Source organism: Actinacidiphila cocklensis (genome assembly GCF_907177275.1).
In the GTDB taxonomy this organism is placed as follows: Bacteria; Actinomycetota; Actinomycetes; order Streptomycetales; family Streptomycetaceae; genus Actinacidiphila; species Actinacidiphila cocklensis.
Genome location: NZ_CAJSLV010000035.1, coordinates 146,057 through 162,198, shown reverse-complemented (window position 1 = coordinate 162,198; position 16,142 = coordinate 146,057). Strand labels below are relative to the sequence as shown.

Sequence of the window (16,142 nt, the reverse complement as noted above, 5' to 3'; positions counted from 1 at the left end):
GAAGAACGACTGTGACCGTCACGGATCTGCTGTCGTACGAGGACGCGCTCGCGTCCTTCGACCCGGTGATGGGCCTCGAGGTCCACGTCGAACTGGGCACCAGGACGAAGATGTTCTGCGGCTGCTCCACCGAGCTGGGCGCCGAGCCCAACTCGCAGACCTGCCCCACGTGTCTGGGCCTGCCCGGTTCGCTGCCGGTGGTCAACGCGATCGGGGTGGAGTCGGCGATCAAGATCGGGCTCGCGCTGAACTGCGAGATCGCCGAGTGGTGCCGCTTCGCGCGGAAGAACTACTTCTACCCGGACATGCCGAAGAACTTCCAGACCTCCCAGTACGACGAGCCGATCGCCTTCAACGGCTACCTGGACGTCCAGCTGGAGGACGGCGAGGTCTTCCGGGTGCAGATCGAGCGCGCCCACATGGAGGAGGACACCGGCAAGTCCACCCACGTCGGCGGCGCGACCGGCCGTATCCACGGCGCCTCGCACTCACTGCTCGACTACAACCGGGCCGGCATCCCGCTGATCGAGATCGTCACCAAGCCGATCGAGGGCGCGGGCGAGCGGGCACCGGAGGTCGCCAGGGCCTACGTCGCCGAGCTGCGCGAGCTGATCAAGGCGCTGGGCGTGTCCGAGGCCCGGATGGAGATGGGCCAGATGCGCTGCGACGTCAACCTGTCGCTGCGCCCGCACGGCCGGGAGAAGTTCGGCACCCGCAGCGAGACCAAGAACGTCAACTCGCTGCGCAGCGTGGAGCGGGCGGCCAGGTTCGAGATCCAGCGGCATGCCGCGGTCCTCACCTCCGGCGGCACGATCGTGCAGGAGACCCGGCACTTCCACGAGGAGGACGGTTCGACGACCTCGGGCCGTATCAAGGAGGAGGCGGAGGACTACCGCTACTTCCCCGAGCCCGACCTCGTGCCGGTCGCCCCGCCCCGCGAGTGGGTCGAGGAGCTGCGCGCAGGGCTGCCCGAGCTGCCGCGGCTGCGCCGCAAGCGGCTGCAGGAGGACTGGGGCATCGCCGACCACGAGATGCAGTCGGTGCTCAACGCGGGAGCGCTCGACCTGATCCTGGCCACCATCGCGGAGGGCGCGGACGCCGCGTCGGCCCGCAAGTGGTGGATGGGCGAGCTGGCCAGGCACGCCAACGAGACCGGCGCCGAGCTGGCCGCGGTGCCGATCACCCCGGCGCAGGTCGCCCGGGTGTCCGCGCTGGTCGCGGCCGGCGACCTCAACGACAAGCTGGCCCGCCAGGTCATCGAGGGCGTGCTGGCCGGCGAGGGCGATCCCGACCAGGTGGTCGACAAGCGCGGCCTGAAGGTCGTCTCCGACGACAGCGCGCTCGGTGCGGCCGTGGATGACGCGATCGCGTCGAACGCGGCGATCGCCGACAAGATCCGCGGCGGCAACCTGGCCGCGGCCGGTGCGCTGATCGGCGCGGTGATGAAGGCCACCCGCGGGCAGGCCGACGCCAAGCGGGTGCGCGAGCTGGTCCTGGAGAAGCTGGGCGTCCAGGGCTGATCCGACACGCCAGTCGCAAGGGCGGCACCCCTTTGGGGGTGTCGCCCTTATCTGCTTTTTACCCCTTGTGAGGAACGGCACGAAAGTCCCAAAGGATCATTTTCTCCTGCCACAGTGGGGCGAACGTCGAGCACACAGGAGCAGCTGGTTCATGGCCGCACTCGCACGGTGGTGTCTGCACCACCGCATCACCGCCGTGCTTCTGTGGATCGCCGTCCTGGTCGGTCTGACCGCGGCAGCCGGCGCAGCGGGCTCCGCCTACTCCCGGCACTACGAGGCCCCCGGCACCGAGTCCGGCCACGCCTCCGCCCTGCTGCGGGAGTCCTTCCCCGACCTGGCGGGCGACACCGACACCATCGTCTGGCACACCGGCCACGGCACCGTACGCGCGGCCGGCGTCGAGCAGACCATGGCTAAGGTGCTGGACGAGGCCCGCCACCTGCCCGGCGTCGCCTCCGTCGACAGCCCGTACACCGCGGACGGCGCGGCGCAGATCAGCGCCGACGGCCACACGGCCTACGCCACGGTCGGCTACGCCCAGGACGCCGACAGCGTCCCCGTCGCGCAGGCCCAGGCCCTGGTGGACACCGCCAAGGCGGCGCAGAGCGGCGACCTGCAGGTCGAGCTCGGCGGGCAGGCCGTCGGCAGCACCGAGAGCGCGGGCGCGCACCTCAGCGAGATCATCGGCGTGGCCGTGGCCGCGGTCGTCCTGCTGGTCGCCTTCGGGTCCTTCGCCGCCATGCTGCTGCCCATCGCGACCGCACTGGTCGGCTGCGGGACGGCGTACATGGCCATCGTGCTGCTCGGCCACGCCATGACCGTCGCCGACTTCGCCCCCATGCTGGGCATGCTGATCGGGCTCGGCGTCGGCATCGACTACGCCCTGTTCATCGTCAGCCGCCACCGCAGAGGCCTCAAACGCGGGCTGAGCGTGGCCGAGGCCGCCCAGGAGGCGGTGGCCACCACGGGGCGGGCGGTGGTCTTCGCCGGCGGCACGGTCTGCGTGGCGCTGCTCGGCATGCTGATCCTGCACCTGAGCTTCCTCAACGGGGTCGCGGTCGCCTCCGCGCTGACCGTCCTGCTCACCGTGGCGGCCTCCATCACGCTGCTGCCCGCGCTGCTCGCGCTGATCGGCCCGCGCGCGCTGAGCCGCCGCGAGCGCAGGGCGCTGGCCGAGCACGGCCCGCGGCCCGAGCCGCCCGCCGGGCTGGCCGCCCGCTGGTCCGCCTTCGTCGAACGCCACCCCAAGGTGCTGGGCGCCTTCGCCGCCGTGGTGATGATCGTGCTGGCACTGCCCACCTTCACCCTGCACCTGGGCACCTCCGACCAGGGCAACGGCCCCGCGAAGGCCACCACGCGGCAGGCCTACGACCTGCTGGCCGACAGCTTCGGACCCGGCACCAACGGCCCGCTCACCCTGGTCGCCACCACCGACGGCGCCCAGTCCCGGCTGGCCCTCGACCACCTGCCCGGCATCCTGCGGGACACCCCGGGCGTGGCCTCGGTGAGCCCGGTCGAGCTGTCCGGCGGCACCGGGGTGATCACCGTCGTACCGGACAGCGCCCCGCAGGACCGCGCCACCTCGCACCTGGTCGACCGGCTGCGGCACGAGGTGCTGCCCGCCGCGGAGAAGGGCGGCGGCCTCCAGGTCTACGTCGGCGGCCCCACCGCGAGCTACGACGACTTCGCCGCCGTCGTGATCGGCAAGCTCCCGCTCTTCGTCGGCAGCGTCGTCGGCCTCGGCTGCGTCCTGCTGCTGGTCGCCTTCCGCTCGATCGGCATCCCGATCAAGGCCGCGGCCATGAACGTCGCGGCGGTCGGCTCCTCCTTCGGCGTGGTCACCACGATCTTCCAGTGGGGCTGGGGCAGCGAATGGCTGGGCCTGGGCAGAGCCGGGCCGATCGAGCCCTTCCTGCCGGTGATCATGGTCTCGGTGCTCTTCGGCCTGTCCATGGACTACCAGGTCTTCCTGGTCAGCCGCATGTACGAGGAGTGGCGCGAGACCCGCGACAACTGCCGGGCGGTACGGGTCGGCCTGGCCGAGACCAGCCGGGTGATCACCTCGGCGGCGGTGATCATGATCGCGGTCTTCCTGGCCTTCGTGCTCAGCGGCGACCGGGTGATCGCGATGTTCGGCATCGGCCTGGCCTCCGCCGTGGCCCTGGACGCGTTCGTGCTGCGTACATTGCTGGTGCCCGCGCTGATGCACGTGCTGGGCGACGCCAACTGGTGGCTGCCGGGCTGGCTGGACCGCCGGCTGCCGCGGATCAGCATCGAGGCGCCCACCGCCGCCCGCCCCGCGCCTGCCGGGCCGCTGGTGCCGGTCGTCGTACCGGTCGTCCCGCAGCCGGCCGCGACCGGCGAGGATCAGGGGATCAGCGTGGGGTCGGCCAGCACGCCGATGCCGCAGGTGGACTGGGATTCGTCCGCATCCCACTCGATGCGCAGCCGCAGCACCCCGGAGACGTCGAAGACCGGGTGAAACGGCTTCCCGACGGTGGCCAGGTTCTGGAAGATCCGCTTGTTGTCCGCCAGTACCTTGAAGGTCAGGCCGGCGTTCGGGCTGTTGTCGTCGAGGCCGATCACCACGTCGAGCTTCGCGTAGGACTTCCCGAGGTTGTACTCGACGTAGCCGCCGTAGCAGTTCGTGGTGCGCAGCACGTCCGTGTACTGCACCCCGTTGACGGCCGCGGTGCCGTGCTCCAGCGTGAACAGGCTGTTGTCGGTCGGCGTGTGGTCGGTCAGCGGCTCGCCGCTCGGGGCGCCGCTGTCGGTCGGCGCGTCCGTGCCGGTGCCGGTGGCGCCGCCCGCGTCGGGGGCGGTGGTCGTCGCGGTCGGCCCGGTCGTCGGGCCTTGCGAGGCGGAGTGGTCCGGGGGGTTCTGCGCGGCCGAGCCGCCGCCCTTGCCCCCGCCCGACAGCGCCACCCCCGCGACGGCGCCCGCGCCGACCAGGACCGCCGCCACCACCGCGGCCAGCACGATCCGTGCGGTACGCCCCAGCCGCCGCTTCCTGCCCGGCGGCATCCCGACCGTGGGCACCGGCGTACGGAAGACCGGCTGCGGCGCGTGCACCGGCGGCGGCGGTACACGCCGGTCCACCGCCGTCGGTAAGGACTGCGGAGCGATCTGCGGTACGGACGCCGGCGCGGAGGCCCGCGGCGGACGGGTCGCCGACACCACGTACGAGCGCAGCTCCCACCCACCCGGTCAGCGAGGACGGCCGCGCGTCCGGGTCCGCCGCGAAGATCGCCGCGACGCGCGCCGCCCGGGCCGCGTCGAGACCGGACAGCGCGGGCAGCGCCAGCAGCGCCGCCCGCAGCGTCTCCGGTACCGGGGCCGGCGCTTCGCCGCTGAGCAGGAAGTACGCGATGGCGCCGAACGCGTAGCGGTCGGTGGCCGGGGTCCTGGTCCCCTCGAAGACCTCGGGCGCCGCGAAACCCGGCGTGAACCACACCTCGGCCGTCCGGTGGTCGGCGGCCAGCTTGCTCAGCCCGAAGTCCACCAGGGTCGCCTGGCCGTGAGCGTCGACCATCACGTTGCCGGGGGACAGGTCGCCGTGCACCACGCGGCGGCCCGAGGGGGTGGCGGCACCGCTGTGCAGCCAGTCCAGCACCTCGGCCAGCTGCTCCAGGCAGCGCACCGCCTCCCGGCGCTCCCCGGCCGGCTCCAGCGTGCGCTCGGCCCGCCAGTCGCGCAGGTCCAGGCCGTCCACATGGTTCATCACCAGATACAGCGCCCGGCCGCCGCCGGCCGGCAACTGCCCGCCGGGATGCGCGGACGGCCCCTCGAAGTGCTCCCTGATCCCGACGACGCCCGGCCGGTGCACGAAGCGCAGCAGTTCCGCCTGCTCACGCCATTTCGCGCTGACCCGCGCGAACAGGTCCGGCGCCAGGGTCTGCTGGGCGTCGAGCATCTTGACGACGACCGGTTCCGTCGCCCCGCCCAGCTCCAGCTCGGCGAGGTACAGCACGGCCTCGCCACCCCGGCCGATGGACCGCAGCAGGCGGTACCGGTCCGGCGTGCCGTCCGGCCCGATGAACAGCCCGCTCTGCACGGTTCCCCTCTCCGGGGGGTCGCCAAGTCCCCTGCACTTAGGCGCACTTGATTGTGCCACCCCGCTGTGGGGCGAGGGGGCAGTCCTCCCTGCGGTAGGCGACGCCTTCCTGCCGGTGGGTGGTTGCGCGCACAGTTCCCCGCGGCCCTATGGGGTGCCGTCTTCGGTGGGGGGTGAGCGTTTCTGAAGGGGCGCGGGGAACTGCGAGCCCGGCCGGAACGGCGGATCAGGCGCATCGCCACCGCAAGGGGCACCCCCTTACGCGCCCGGGGACCGCAAAGTGCACCCTCCTTAGGCGCCCGGGGGAGGCCATGACCAGGCACGACGGGGGGAAGGTGGCGGCGGAGCCGCAGGGGGAGGCGCGGCCTAAGGAGGGGACCGCAGCGCCTAAGCCGCGCGCAGCGCCAAGTTCGGGAAGGTGCCCGATGTGGCGGGGGCACCTGGGAGACGAAGCTAAGGGCATCGGGAAAACCGTCACCAAGGAGAAGACAATGTTCGGTTACGAACTCGAGCAGTCCCGCAGGGACGAACTGCAGCGCAGCGCCGACGAATGGCGGCTGGCCCAGCAGGCCAAGGCAGCACGCGCCGGGCGCCGCGCGGCGGCCCGCCGCTCCCCGGCCAGGTCGGCCGCACGCACCGACCATGAGGGCGCGGAGAGTCCCGCCCGCACCAGGCGCACCCTCCTGCACCCGTTCAGCGCGGCATGACCGCTGAGGCGGTGGCGGCCCCGCCCCGGGCCGCCACCGCGCAGGGTGCCGCGCCCCGAGTAACCGGTGTCGCATCCGGGGCAGGGCGTGAAATGCTCGGAAGCGTGCAGACCCAGTCGCTCAGCCCCGTGTTCATCGGCCGAGACGCCGAGCTGGCACGGCTTGCCTCGGTGCTGGCCGACGCGGACGCCGGCGAGTCGCAGGCGGTGCTCATCGGCGGCGAGGCCGGCGTCGGCAAGACCCGGCTGACCGAGGAGTTCCTCGCCTCGGCCCGCGCGGCGGGCGCCGTGACCGCCGTCGGCGGCTGCGTGGAGATCGGTGCGGACGGCCTCCCGTTCGCACCGGTCTCCGCCGCGCTGCGCGACCTGTACCGCACCCTCGGCCCCGAGTTGACCGAGGCCGCGGCCGGGCAGCGGGGCGAGCTGGCCCGGCTGCTCCCCGAACTGGCAGAATCCGACGGCGCCCGCAGGGAGCCGAACGACGAGGACGGCCGGGTGCGGCTGTTCGAGCTGACCGCCCGGCTGCTGGAAAGGCTGGGCACGGACCGCACGATCGTGGTCGTCGTGGAGGACCTGCACTGGGCCGACCGCTCCACCCGCGAGCTGCTCGCGTACCTCTTCCGCTCGCTCCAGCGCTGCCGCGTGCTGGTCGCCGCCACCTACCGCGCCGACGACATCCACCGCAGGCACCCGCTGCGGCCCTTCCTGGCCGAGGCCGACCGGCTGCGCCGGGCCGAGCGCTTCGAGCTGTCGCGCTTCAACCGGGCCGAGGTCCGCAGCCAGCTGACCTCGATCATGGCCGACGAGCCCGACGACTCAGTCGTCGACAAGGTCTTCGCGCGCTCCGACGGCAACCCGTTCTTCGTCGAGGAGCTGGCCTGCAGCCTGCGCCGCGGGTGCTCCACCGGGCTCAGCGACTCGCTGCGCGACCTGCTGCTGGTCCGCGTCGAGGCGCTGTCGGAGGACGCCCAGCGGGTGGCGAAATTCGTCGCCGAGGGCGGCAGCACCGTCGAGTACCGCCTGCTCGCGGCGATCACCGGGCTGTCGGAGGACGACCTGCTGGACGCGCTGCGGGTGGCCGTCGGCGCCAACATCCTGCTGCCCACCGACAGCGGCGAGGGCTACCGCTTCCGGCACTCGCTGGTCCGCGAGGCGGTCGGCGACGACCTGCTGCCGGGCGAGCGCAGCCGTATCAACCGGCGATACGCCGAGGCCGTCGAGGCCGACCCCGCGCTGGTCCCCGCCGACGAGCGGGCCGCCAGGCTGGCCAGCTACTGGTATGCCGCGCACGACCCGGCCAGGGCGCTGCCCGCGGTGCTGAGCGCCGCCGTCGAGGCCAGGCACCGCCATGCCTACGCCGAGCAGTACCGGCTGCTGGAACGCGCGCTCGAACTGTGGGACGACGCCCCCGAGGCGATCCGCGCCGAGCTGCGCCCCGCCGACTACACCGAGGCGTATCCGCCGTGCGACTGCCCGGCGGGCACCCCGCTGGACTTCGTCGACCTGCTGGCCGAGCTGACCGTCGCCGCCCGGCTCAGCGGCGAGCGCGAACGCGCCTATGCGATGGCCAAGCGGGCGCTGCGGCTGATGGAGCGCAGCGGCAGCCCCGACCCGCTGCGGGCCGCCTGGTTCTGGGCGCAGCGCTCCAGGGTCATGGAGGTGCTGGGCCGCGGCGACGGCTGGGAGGAGCTGACCCGGGCCCGCGAGCTGGTACGCGGCCTGCCGCCGTCCGCCACCCACGCCGAGGTCCTGGCGATGACCGCCGCCTGGATCATGGTCCACAAGTCCGGCGCCGAGGGCATCGCCATCGCAGGCCGGGCGGTCGAACTCGCCAGGACCGCGGACGCCCACGACACCGAACTGCACGCGCGGGTCACCCTCGGCCTGCTCCAGGCCGACAGCGGCGACATCGACGGCGGTATCGCCGGCGTCGAGGAGGTACGGCGGCTGGTCAGCGACCAGCGGGCGCCGCTGATCATCTCCCGCACCTACGGCAACCTGGCGTCCGTCCTGGAAGGCGCGGGCCGCTCCACCGAAGCGGTACGCATCGCCGGCGAGGGCCTGGCGCTCATCGGCGACCAGGTCGTCAACGCCACGCGGGCGTGGCTGCTCGGCAACGAGGGCGAGTCGCTGTTCATGCTCGGCCGCTACGCCGACTCCGCGACCCGGTTCGCGGCCGCCCGGCGGGTCGTCGAGGGGCCGCTGCTGTGCGCGGGCCTGGACATGTTCCAGGGCTTCCTGGCGCTCGCCGTCGGCGACGCGGAAGCCGCTGCCGGCTACCACGCCTCCGCCGCGGACGGCCTCCGGCACGACACGCAGCCGCAGCACCAGATCCCCCTGCGGGGCCTCGCCGTGCGGCTCGCCGTGGCCCAGGGCCGCTACGACGAGGCCCGCCGCGCCATGCTGGCCGCCATCGACGCCGGATTCCCCAACGGCACCGCCCGCTACGCCTGGCCGATCCTCGCCGGCGGCGCCGCGGCCGAGGCGGACGGCCCGTGGACGGTCACCGGCGACCCCGCCCGCGGCCAGGTGCTCGACCGGATCAGGACCGCCGCCCGCGAACTGGCCCGCCCCGCACCGCTCTACGAGGCCTATGCGCTGCTGGTCGACGCCGAGCTGGCCCGCGCGGAGGGGCGGCACGAACCCGAGCTCTGGGCTGCCGCGGAGGCCGCTTTCGCCGGAGAGGAGCGGCCCGCGGAGCTGTCCGGGGTCCGCTACCGGTACGCCGAGGCGCTGCTCGCCCGCGGCCCCGACACCCGCGAGCGGGCCGGCTGCCTGCTGGCCCAGGCGCACGACGCGGCGGCCGCCGCCGGGGCGAAGCCGCTCGCCGCGGATATCGCCGCCCTGGCGCAGCGCGCCCGGTTGGCGCTCGACGCGCCCGTCGAGGCGGCCACCGCGCCCGTCGACCCGGCCGACTCCCTCGGCCTGACGGCCCGCGAACGCGACGTGCTCCGCCTGGTCGCGGACGGCCGCACCAACCGCCAGATCGCGGAGGAGCTCTTCATCTCGCCCAAGACGGCGAGCGTCCACGTCTCCAACATCCTGGCCAAACTCACGGTCTCCACCCGTGGCGAGGCCGCCGCCCTGGCCCACCGCCTCCACCTCTTCGCGCCCGCGACCTGAGGATTCCCCGCGCCCTGAAAAACGCTCACCCTCTGCGCAGAGGGCAAGCCATCAGGGGCGCGGGGAACTCCGCGCTCGGCCACGACGCACCGGAGGGTGCGAGCGCACCGCAAGGGGCACCCACCCCGGGGGCGCGGGGAACTGCGCGCCAAGCCACGACGGTGGGGAAGACGCGCCGCGATGGGCAAGTGGCACCCGCCCAGGGGGTCAGCTCACCTTGAGCTGGAGGATGCGGTCGTCGCCGGGCTTGGGCGTCCCACGCCCGTCCGTATTGCTCGTGCTCACGAGAATCGTGTGGTCGTCGACGGCGACAACCGTCCGCAACCGCCCGTAGACGTCGGTGAAAAACGCCTGCGGCGGCGCAGCCGCCTTGGTGCCGTCGAGCGGGATGCGCCACAGGCGCTGGCCCTTGAGCGCGGCCATCCAGATGGAGCCCGCCGCGTAGGCGATACCGCTGGGGGAGGCCTCGTCGGTGTGCCACTGGGCGACCGGGTCGACGTATCCCGCCCGGTGTGCGATGCCCTCCACCACCGGCCAGCCGTAGTTCTTGCCCGGCTCGATGAGATTCAGCTCGTCCCAGGTGTCCTGGCCGAACTCGGAGGCCCAGAGCCGGCCCTGCGGGTCCCAGGCGAGGCCCTGCACATTGCGGTGGCCGGGGGAGTAGACCAGGGACCCGGGAACGGGGTTGTCCTTGGGGACCTGCCCGTCGGGCGTCATGCGCAGGATCTTGCCGCCCAGCGAGGACATGTCCTGCGCGAGCCCGCGCTGCCCGGTCTCGCCGGTTCCGGCGTAGAGCATGCCGTCGGGGCCGAAGGCGATCCGCCCGCCGTTGTGGATCGCACCGGTGGGGATGCCCCGCAGGATCGTGTCCGGCGCCCCGAGCTGGTCGCCGGGGGCGCGGGTCGGGTCGAAGACCATGCTGGCGATGCGGTTGTCGGACTCGGTGCTGAAGTAGGCGTAGAGCAGGTGGTCGGTGCCGAAGCCGGGGGAGAGGGCGAGGCCGAGCAGGCCCGCCTCGCCGCCCTGCGTGTGGGCCACGCCGGGGACCGTGCCGACGACGGTGGACGTCTTCTTGGCCGGGTCGACCCGGGTGATCCTGCCGGTGTCCCGCGAGCCGACGAGCAGCGTGCCGTCGGCGAGCTGCACCACGCCCCAGGGCGAGGCGAGCCCGGTCGCGAGCGTGGCGGTCACCTGGGCGGTGCCCTTGGCCGGGGCGGGGGTGGCGGACGGGGTGGTGGTCGCGGGCGCGGCCGAGGAAGGGGTGGCGGCCTGGGCACCCGAGGTCCGCTGGGCGGTGGTGGCGGACGACGACGCCCCCAGCGGCTTGCCGTCGCTGCACCCGCCGAGGAGGACCGTGGCCAGCGCTGCCGCGGCGACACCCCCGACCGCACGACGGGCCGCGCCCGTCCCCCCCGACCTCACAGTCCGACCTCGCACGGTAGCCACTCCTTCTTCCGCCCCAAGCACATCACACCCCCGCGGTCTCCCGCAGCCGTAGCTGGGCCTTCGCGGTAACGACGGGCTCTAGTCCCAGGAGCCGCGGGCCGGGGGCAGGGAGGCGATCTCGGCGAGGTCCTCCGCGGTCAGGGCCAGCCCTGCGGCGGCCGCGTTCTCGGCGGCCCACCGGGCGGACTTGGTGCCCGGGATGGGGACGACGGCGGGTGACTGGGCCAGCGCCCAGGCGAGGGCGACCTGCGCCGGGGTCGCCCCGTGGCGGCGGCCCACCCGCCGCAGCCCCACCACGATCGGCTGGTTCGACGCCATCATGTCCGCGGTGAACCGCGGATGCCTGGCCCGCAGGTCGTCCGGCTCGAAGCCCTCGCCCGGCGTGAGCGTCCCGGTGAGGAAGCCGTTGCCGAGCGGCATCGCGGCCAGGAAGCCGACGCCGTGCGCGGTGCACCAGGGCAGCAGCTCTTCCAGCGCCTCCGCGGCCCACACCGACAGCTCGGCCTGGACCGAGCTGACCGGGAAGACCTGCTGGGCGCGCACCAGTTGGCGCAGCGTCTCGTCGTGCAGCGCGGCACCGGTGCGGCGGTGCCCGCGGGCGCCGACCGCGCACAGGCCGAGCGCCCGCACCTTGCCGGCGGCGACGAGTTCGGCCATCGCGCCCCAGGTCTCCTCGACGGGGACCTCGGGGTCGATCCGGTGCAGCTGGTAGAGGTCGATCGTGTCGGTCTGCAGGCGGCGCAGCGACGCGTCGCAGGCGCGTCTGACGTACGCGGGGCGGCCGTTGGCCACGGTGTGCTGCTCGCCGGCCAGCAGCCCGCACTTGGTGGCGACGAACGCGTCCCGCCGCCGCTCCTTCAACACCCGCCCGAGCAGCAGCTCGTTGGTGAACGGCCCGTACATGTCCGCGGTGTCCAGCAGCGTCGTGCCGTGGTCGAGCGCGCTGTGCACGGCCCGCAGAGATTCCTCGCCGTCCTGCCGGGAGGAGGCGTACCCCCAGCTCATCGGCATGCAGCCGAGCCCGACTGCCCCCACTGCCAGCGCTGCCGCGCCGACCGTCCTGCGCTCCACCGTGCCGACCTCCCTGAGACGCAACACTGTGCCATAGCCTCCTGACCATGACCGACATGACCCAGGACCCCGCCGCGGGCGGCCGCCCGCAGGTGTGGCTGTCCCTACCGCCCGAGGAGATCGACGGACTGCCCGACGCGTTCGAGTACGTGTACTGGGACGGCACCGGAGACTTCCCCGCCGATCCCGAAGCCGCCGCCTTCTACGTCGTGCCTTACATGAAGGGGCCGACCGCCGGTGCCCTTCCGCTGCCGCACATGACCGGCGTGCGCGCCATCCAGACCCTGAGCGCCGGTGTGGACCACATTGCGCCCCACCTCCACCACTTTGCGCCGGGCGTGCGCCTTTGCAACGCCCGCGGGGTACACGAGGCGAGCACCGCCGAGCTGACGCTCACGCTCATCCTGGCCTCGCTGCGCGGCATTCCGCGCTTCGTTCGCGGCCAGGACACCGAGAAGTGGTACTCCGGCTTCTACCCGGCACTGGCCGACCGCCGGGTGCTGATCGTCGGCTACGGCTCGATAGGGGCCGCCGTCGAGGACCGGCTGGCGGCCTTCGAATGCGAGGTGGACCGGGTCGCGCGCACCGCACGCGAGGTGCCCCGCGGACCCGTGCACGGGCTGGCCGATCTGCCGCGGCTGCTGCCGGCCGCCGACGTCGTGGTGCTCACCACCCCGCTGACCGATCGGACGAGGGGCCTGGCGGGACCGGAGTTCCTGGCCGCGATGAAGGACGGCGCGCTGCTGGTGAACGTGGCGCGGGGCGCCGTGGTGGACACCAAGGCGCTGCTGGTGGAGACCGAGTCGGGGCGGCTGACGGCGGCACTGGATGTCACCGACCCCGAACCGCTGCCGCCGGGGCACCCGTTGTGGCACGCGCCCGGCGTGCTCATCAGCCCGCACGTGGGAGGCAGCACCTCCGCTTTCCTGCCCCGCGCCAAGCGTTTGATCCGGTCCCAGCTGGTCAGGTTCGCCCGTGGTGAGGAGTTGGCCAACGTCGTCCAGGTGACCGGCTGACCGCGGCGGCCGGCAGCCGCCCGGGCGCCGGCCGGCCGCCGGCCGGCACCGGGTGACTCCGCGCGGTGTCCGGCAACCCCCATATGGTTACGCTCAGTAGAGGGCACCTATCGCTGAGTGACCAATCTGGTGTATCGTCCCGAAACGGGGGGCACGCCGCAGTCCCGTAGCCGACGACTGCGACGAGAACGACGAGCGAGTAAGGGGGGCGACGGGCGATGCGAGGACCGAGGCGGTTCCCGGGCAGCAGCACCCAGCGCACCGCACGACCCGACCGGCCGACGACCGGGCACCGGCAGCGCGCCGGGCGCCGGCCGGCCCCGCGGTACGGGAGAGCGCGGTGACCTCCACCGAGGCGGTGCTCGGCGGGCCGTCGGCGGGGGAGGCCCACACCGGCCTGCTGCCGCAACTTGTGCTCGCGCTGCTGTGCGGCGGCTACACCACCGGCGCGGTGCTGGGCTGGGGCGCCGACGATGTCGCGGACTTCATGGGGGACTTCGGGCTGTCGGCCGCCGCGGCCGCCGCCGCGGTCTCGATGCTGCTCTACGCCCGCAGGGCGGCCGCCGGCCACCGGGCGGCCTGGCTGCTGTTCGCCGCGTCCTCCACGATGGTCGCGCTCGGCAACGGCATCTGGGGGTGGTACGAAGTCGTGCTGCACCGCCCGGTGCCGCAGACCTCGCCCGCCGACTTCTGCTTCCTGCTGTTCGCGCCGCCCGCCGTGATCGGCCTGCTGGTGCTGGCCAAGCGGCCGGTGACCAGGGCCGGCTGGGTGTGCCTGGGCCTGGACACCTGGCTGATCGGAGGGTCGCTGCTGACCTTGTCGTGGAGCCTGGCGCTGGCCCGCACCGCCCGCTTCGACGGCCCGAGCACGGCCAGGGTCGCGATGTCGCTGGCGTATCCGCTGCTGGACATCGTGCTGGTCAGCATGGTTCTCGCGCTGCACTTCCGGCGCTCGCCCGCCAACCGCTCCGCGGTCAACACCGCGCTGGCCGCACTCGCGCTGACCGTGCTGTGCGACGCGCTGTTCACCTCGCCGCTGCTGCGCGAGCACTACCGCTCCGGCCAGATCCTGGACGCCGGCTGGTTCGCCGGCAGCATGCTGATGGCGTACGCCCCCTGGGTCGGCCGCCGCGAGCAGCCGCTGCTGCGCCCCGGCACCACCACCCGCCGGGTCACCGGGTCGCTGTCCGCGCTGACGCCGTACCTGGCCGCCGCGGTCTGCACCCTGGGCATCCTCTACGACGTGATCACCGGCGGGAAGTGCGACAAGGTCGTGCTGCTCACCGGCAGCACGGTGGTGCTCGCGCTGGTCGTCCGGCAGGGCATCATGCTGCTCGACAACATCGCGCTGACCCAGGAACTGGCCCAGAAGGAGAACCACTTCCGCTCCCTGGTCCAGGGGTCGAGCGACGTCATCATGATCGCCGCCCCCACCGGGGTGCTGCGGTACGTCAGCCCCGCCTCCGTCGGCGTCTACGGGCGCGACCCCGAGGAACTGGTCGGCACCGAGCTGTCCGCCCACATCCACCCCGACGACCTCGGCCGGGTCGTGCACGAGGTGCGCCGCTTCCTCGCGGCGCCGCCCGGCGACGAGCCGGCCACCAGGATCGAGTGCCGCATCAGGTCGGGGCGGCGCGGCGGCCCGCACGGCGAGGACGGCGAGGACGGCTGGCTCAACGTCGAGTCCAGCGTGAACCGCTACCAGGGCGGGCTGATCTTCAACAGCCGAGACGTGACCGAACGGGTGCGCCTGCAGGCCCAGTTGCAGCACAACGCCTCGCACGACCCGCTCACCGACCTGCCCAACAGGCTGCTCTTCCTCGACCGGGTCGGCCGGGCGCTCGGCGGCCGGCGGGCCGGCGACGGGCGGGCCGCGGTGCTCTACGTCGACCTCGACGGCTTCAAGGCGGTCAACGACTCCAACGGCCACCAGGCAGGCGACCACCTGCTCACCCAGGCCGCCCGCCGGCTCCAGGACGCGCTGCGGGCCGGCGACACCGCGGCCAGGCTCGGCGGCGACGAGTTCGCGGTGCTGGTCTGCGGCGCCCTGGAGCACCAGGTCAGGGAGATCGCGGAAAGGCTGCGGGCCGCGCTGTGCGAGCCGTACCGCGTGGACGGCGGCGAGGTGCGGGTCGGCGCCAGTATCGGCGTCGCCTTCGCCGAGCCCGGCAGCGCGGCGGGCGAGCTGATGCGCAACGCCGACCTGGCGATGTACCGCGCCAAGCAGGCGGGCAAGGGCCGCGTCGAGCTGTACGCCCCGCAGTTGCAGGCCGACGTCGTGCGGCGCACGGAACTGGCCACCCGGCTGCACCAGGCGCTGCACGACGGCGAGTTCACGCTGCTGCACCAGCCGGTGGTGGAACTGTCCGGCGGCCGGATCGCCGGCGTCGAGGCGCAGGCCCGCTGGCGCTCGGCGCAGGGCATCCTCTTCACCCCCGCCGAGTTCCTGCGCGCGGCCGAGGACGTCGAGCGCACCTCGGACCTGGGCAGATGGCAGCTGGAGCAGGCGGTGGCGCAGGCCGCACTGCGCTACGGGGCCGGCCACCGGGTGCCGGTGACGGTGAAGCTGTCCGCTCACCGGCTGCTGCACCGCGACCTGCCGGCCGGCGCCGTCGAGGGCCTGCTGGAGCGGCACGAGCTGCCGCCCGGCGCCCTGGTGGTCGAGCTGACCGGCGGCGACCCGCGGATAGCGCTGGACGAGCTGGAGCGCCGGCTGACCGAGCTGCGCAAGGTCGGGGTGCGGATCTCGCTGGGCGGCTTCGGCAGCGGCCATGCCGCGCTCAGCGCGCTGCGCAGCCTGCCGGTGGACGCGGTGAAGCTGGACCGGGGCTTCGTGGAGGGCGTCGTCGAGTCGGGCCGGCTGCACAAGATCACCCGCGGCCTGCTCCGTATCGCCGCCGACCTCGGGGTGCGCACCGTCGCCGACGGGGTGGACCGGCCCGAGCAGGTGCACGCGCTGCGCGAGCTGGGCTGCGGCGAGGGCCAGGGCATGGCCTTCTCCGGGCTGCTCGACGAGCACCGGCTGCGCGGCTCCCTGACCCGCGGCGGGTACCCCGTTCCGGGTGATTCCGGCCGCTCCGAGCCGCCGTCCGGCGGCCGTTCCGTACCGCAGGAAACAGCCCGTGAGCAGGTCGGTTCCCGTACCGTGCAGCTGCCGTCCTGTCGCTCACATAATGAGACGCGTGTCCCACCCGCTTGACACCCGA

The 16,142-nt window shown here is 73.5% G+C and carries 9 protein-coding genes and 1 pseudogene; 6 read left to right on the top strand and 4 right to left on the bottom strand.

What is annotated here, in order from left to right; translation table 11 throughout:
* Positions 1-11 precede the first annotated feature (11 nt).
* Together gatB and NFU81_RS05680 are read left to right on the top strand one after the other, a co-directional pair.
* A complete protein-coding gene (gatB, locus tag NFU81_RS05685) occupies positions 12-1,520 on the top strand; it encodes an Asp-tRNA(Asn)/Glu-tRNA(Gln) amidotransferase subunit GatB (protein WP_274037831.1) in 1,509 nt (502 codons plus the stop codon).
* 151 nt (positions 1,521-1,671) lie between these two features.
* Positions 1,672-4,002 carry an MMPL family transporter gene (locus NFU81_RS05680; protein WP_251485609.1) on the top strand — a complete coding sequence of 777 codons (2,331 nt, stop codon included), beginning with the start codon at positions 1,672-1,674 and terminating at the stop codon, positions 4,000-4,002.
* On the opposite strand, the gene NFU81_RS05675 is transcribed toward NFU81_RS05680, so the two are convergent.
* Positions 3,888-4,697, bottom strand: a complete 810-nt coding sequence (locus tag NFU81_RS05675; protein WP_251485608.1) for an NPCBM/NEW2 domain-containing protein — start codon at positions 4,695-4,697, stop codon at positions 3,888-3,890. The two genes, NFU81_RS05680 and NFU81_RS05675, sit on opposite strands and share 115 nt — an antisense overlap.
* 214 nt (positions 4,698-4,911) lie before the next feature.
* Positions 4,912-5,490: pseudogene (locus NFU81_RS05670) on the bottom strand (protein kinase domain-containing protein); the annotation flags it as partial.
* A gap of 575 nt (positions 5,491-6,065) precedes the next feature.
* Here NFU81_RS05670 and NFU81_RS05665 point away from each other — a divergent pair.
* Positions 6,066-6,281, top strand: coding sequence for a hypothetical protein (locus NFU81_RS05665; RefSeq protein ID WP_251485605.1), 216 nt, complete (start codon positions 6,066-6,068; stop codon positions 6,279-6,281).
* 104 nt (positions 6,282-6,385) lie between these two features.
* The gene (locus tag NFU81_RS05660; protein ID WP_308208267.1) at positions 6,386-9,403 is read left to right on the top strand and encodes a helix-turn-helix transcriptional regulator; all 3,018 of its coding nucleotides are present in this window, start codon (positions 6,386-6,388) and stop codon (positions 9,401-9,403) included.
* Between the two features lie 207 nt (positions 9,404-9,610).
* On the opposite strand, the gene NFU81_RS05655 is transcribed toward NFU81_RS05660, so the two are convergent.
* Together NFU81_RS05655 and NFU81_RS05650 are read right to left on the bottom strand one after the other, a co-directional pair.
* Positions 9,611-10,840 carry a PQQ-dependent sugar dehydrogenase gene (locus NFU81_RS05655; RefSeq protein WP_251485600.1) on the bottom strand — a complete coding sequence of 410 codons (1,230 nt, stop codon included), beginning with the start codon at positions 10,838-10,840 and terminating at the stop codon, positions 9,611-9,613.
* A gap of 87 nt (positions 10,841-10,927) precedes the next feature.
* Positions 10,928-11,920, bottom strand: a complete 993-nt coding sequence (locus NFU81_RS05650; protein WP_251485699.1) for an aldo/keto reductase — start codon at positions 11,918-11,920, stop codon at positions 10,928-10,930.
* A 56-nt stretch (positions 11,921-11,976) separates the two neighbouring features.
* Between NFU81_RS05650 and NFU81_RS05645 the strand changes: the two genes are divergently transcribed.
* Complete coding sequence (locus NFU81_RS05645) at positions 11,977-12,936, top strand: 2-hydroxyacid dehydrogenase (protein WP_251485697.1); 960 nt, start codon at positions 11,977-11,979, stop codon at positions 12,934-12,936.
* Positions 12,937-13,276: 340 nt separating this feature from the next.
* The gene (locus NFU81_RS05640) at positions 13,277-16,135 is read left to right on the top strand and encodes a putative bifunctional diguanylate cyclase/phosphodiesterase (protein WP_251485596.1); all 2,859 of its coding nucleotides are present in this window, start codon (positions 13,277-13,279) and stop codon (positions 16,133-16,135) included.
* Positions 16,136-16,142 lie beyond the last annotated feature (7 nt).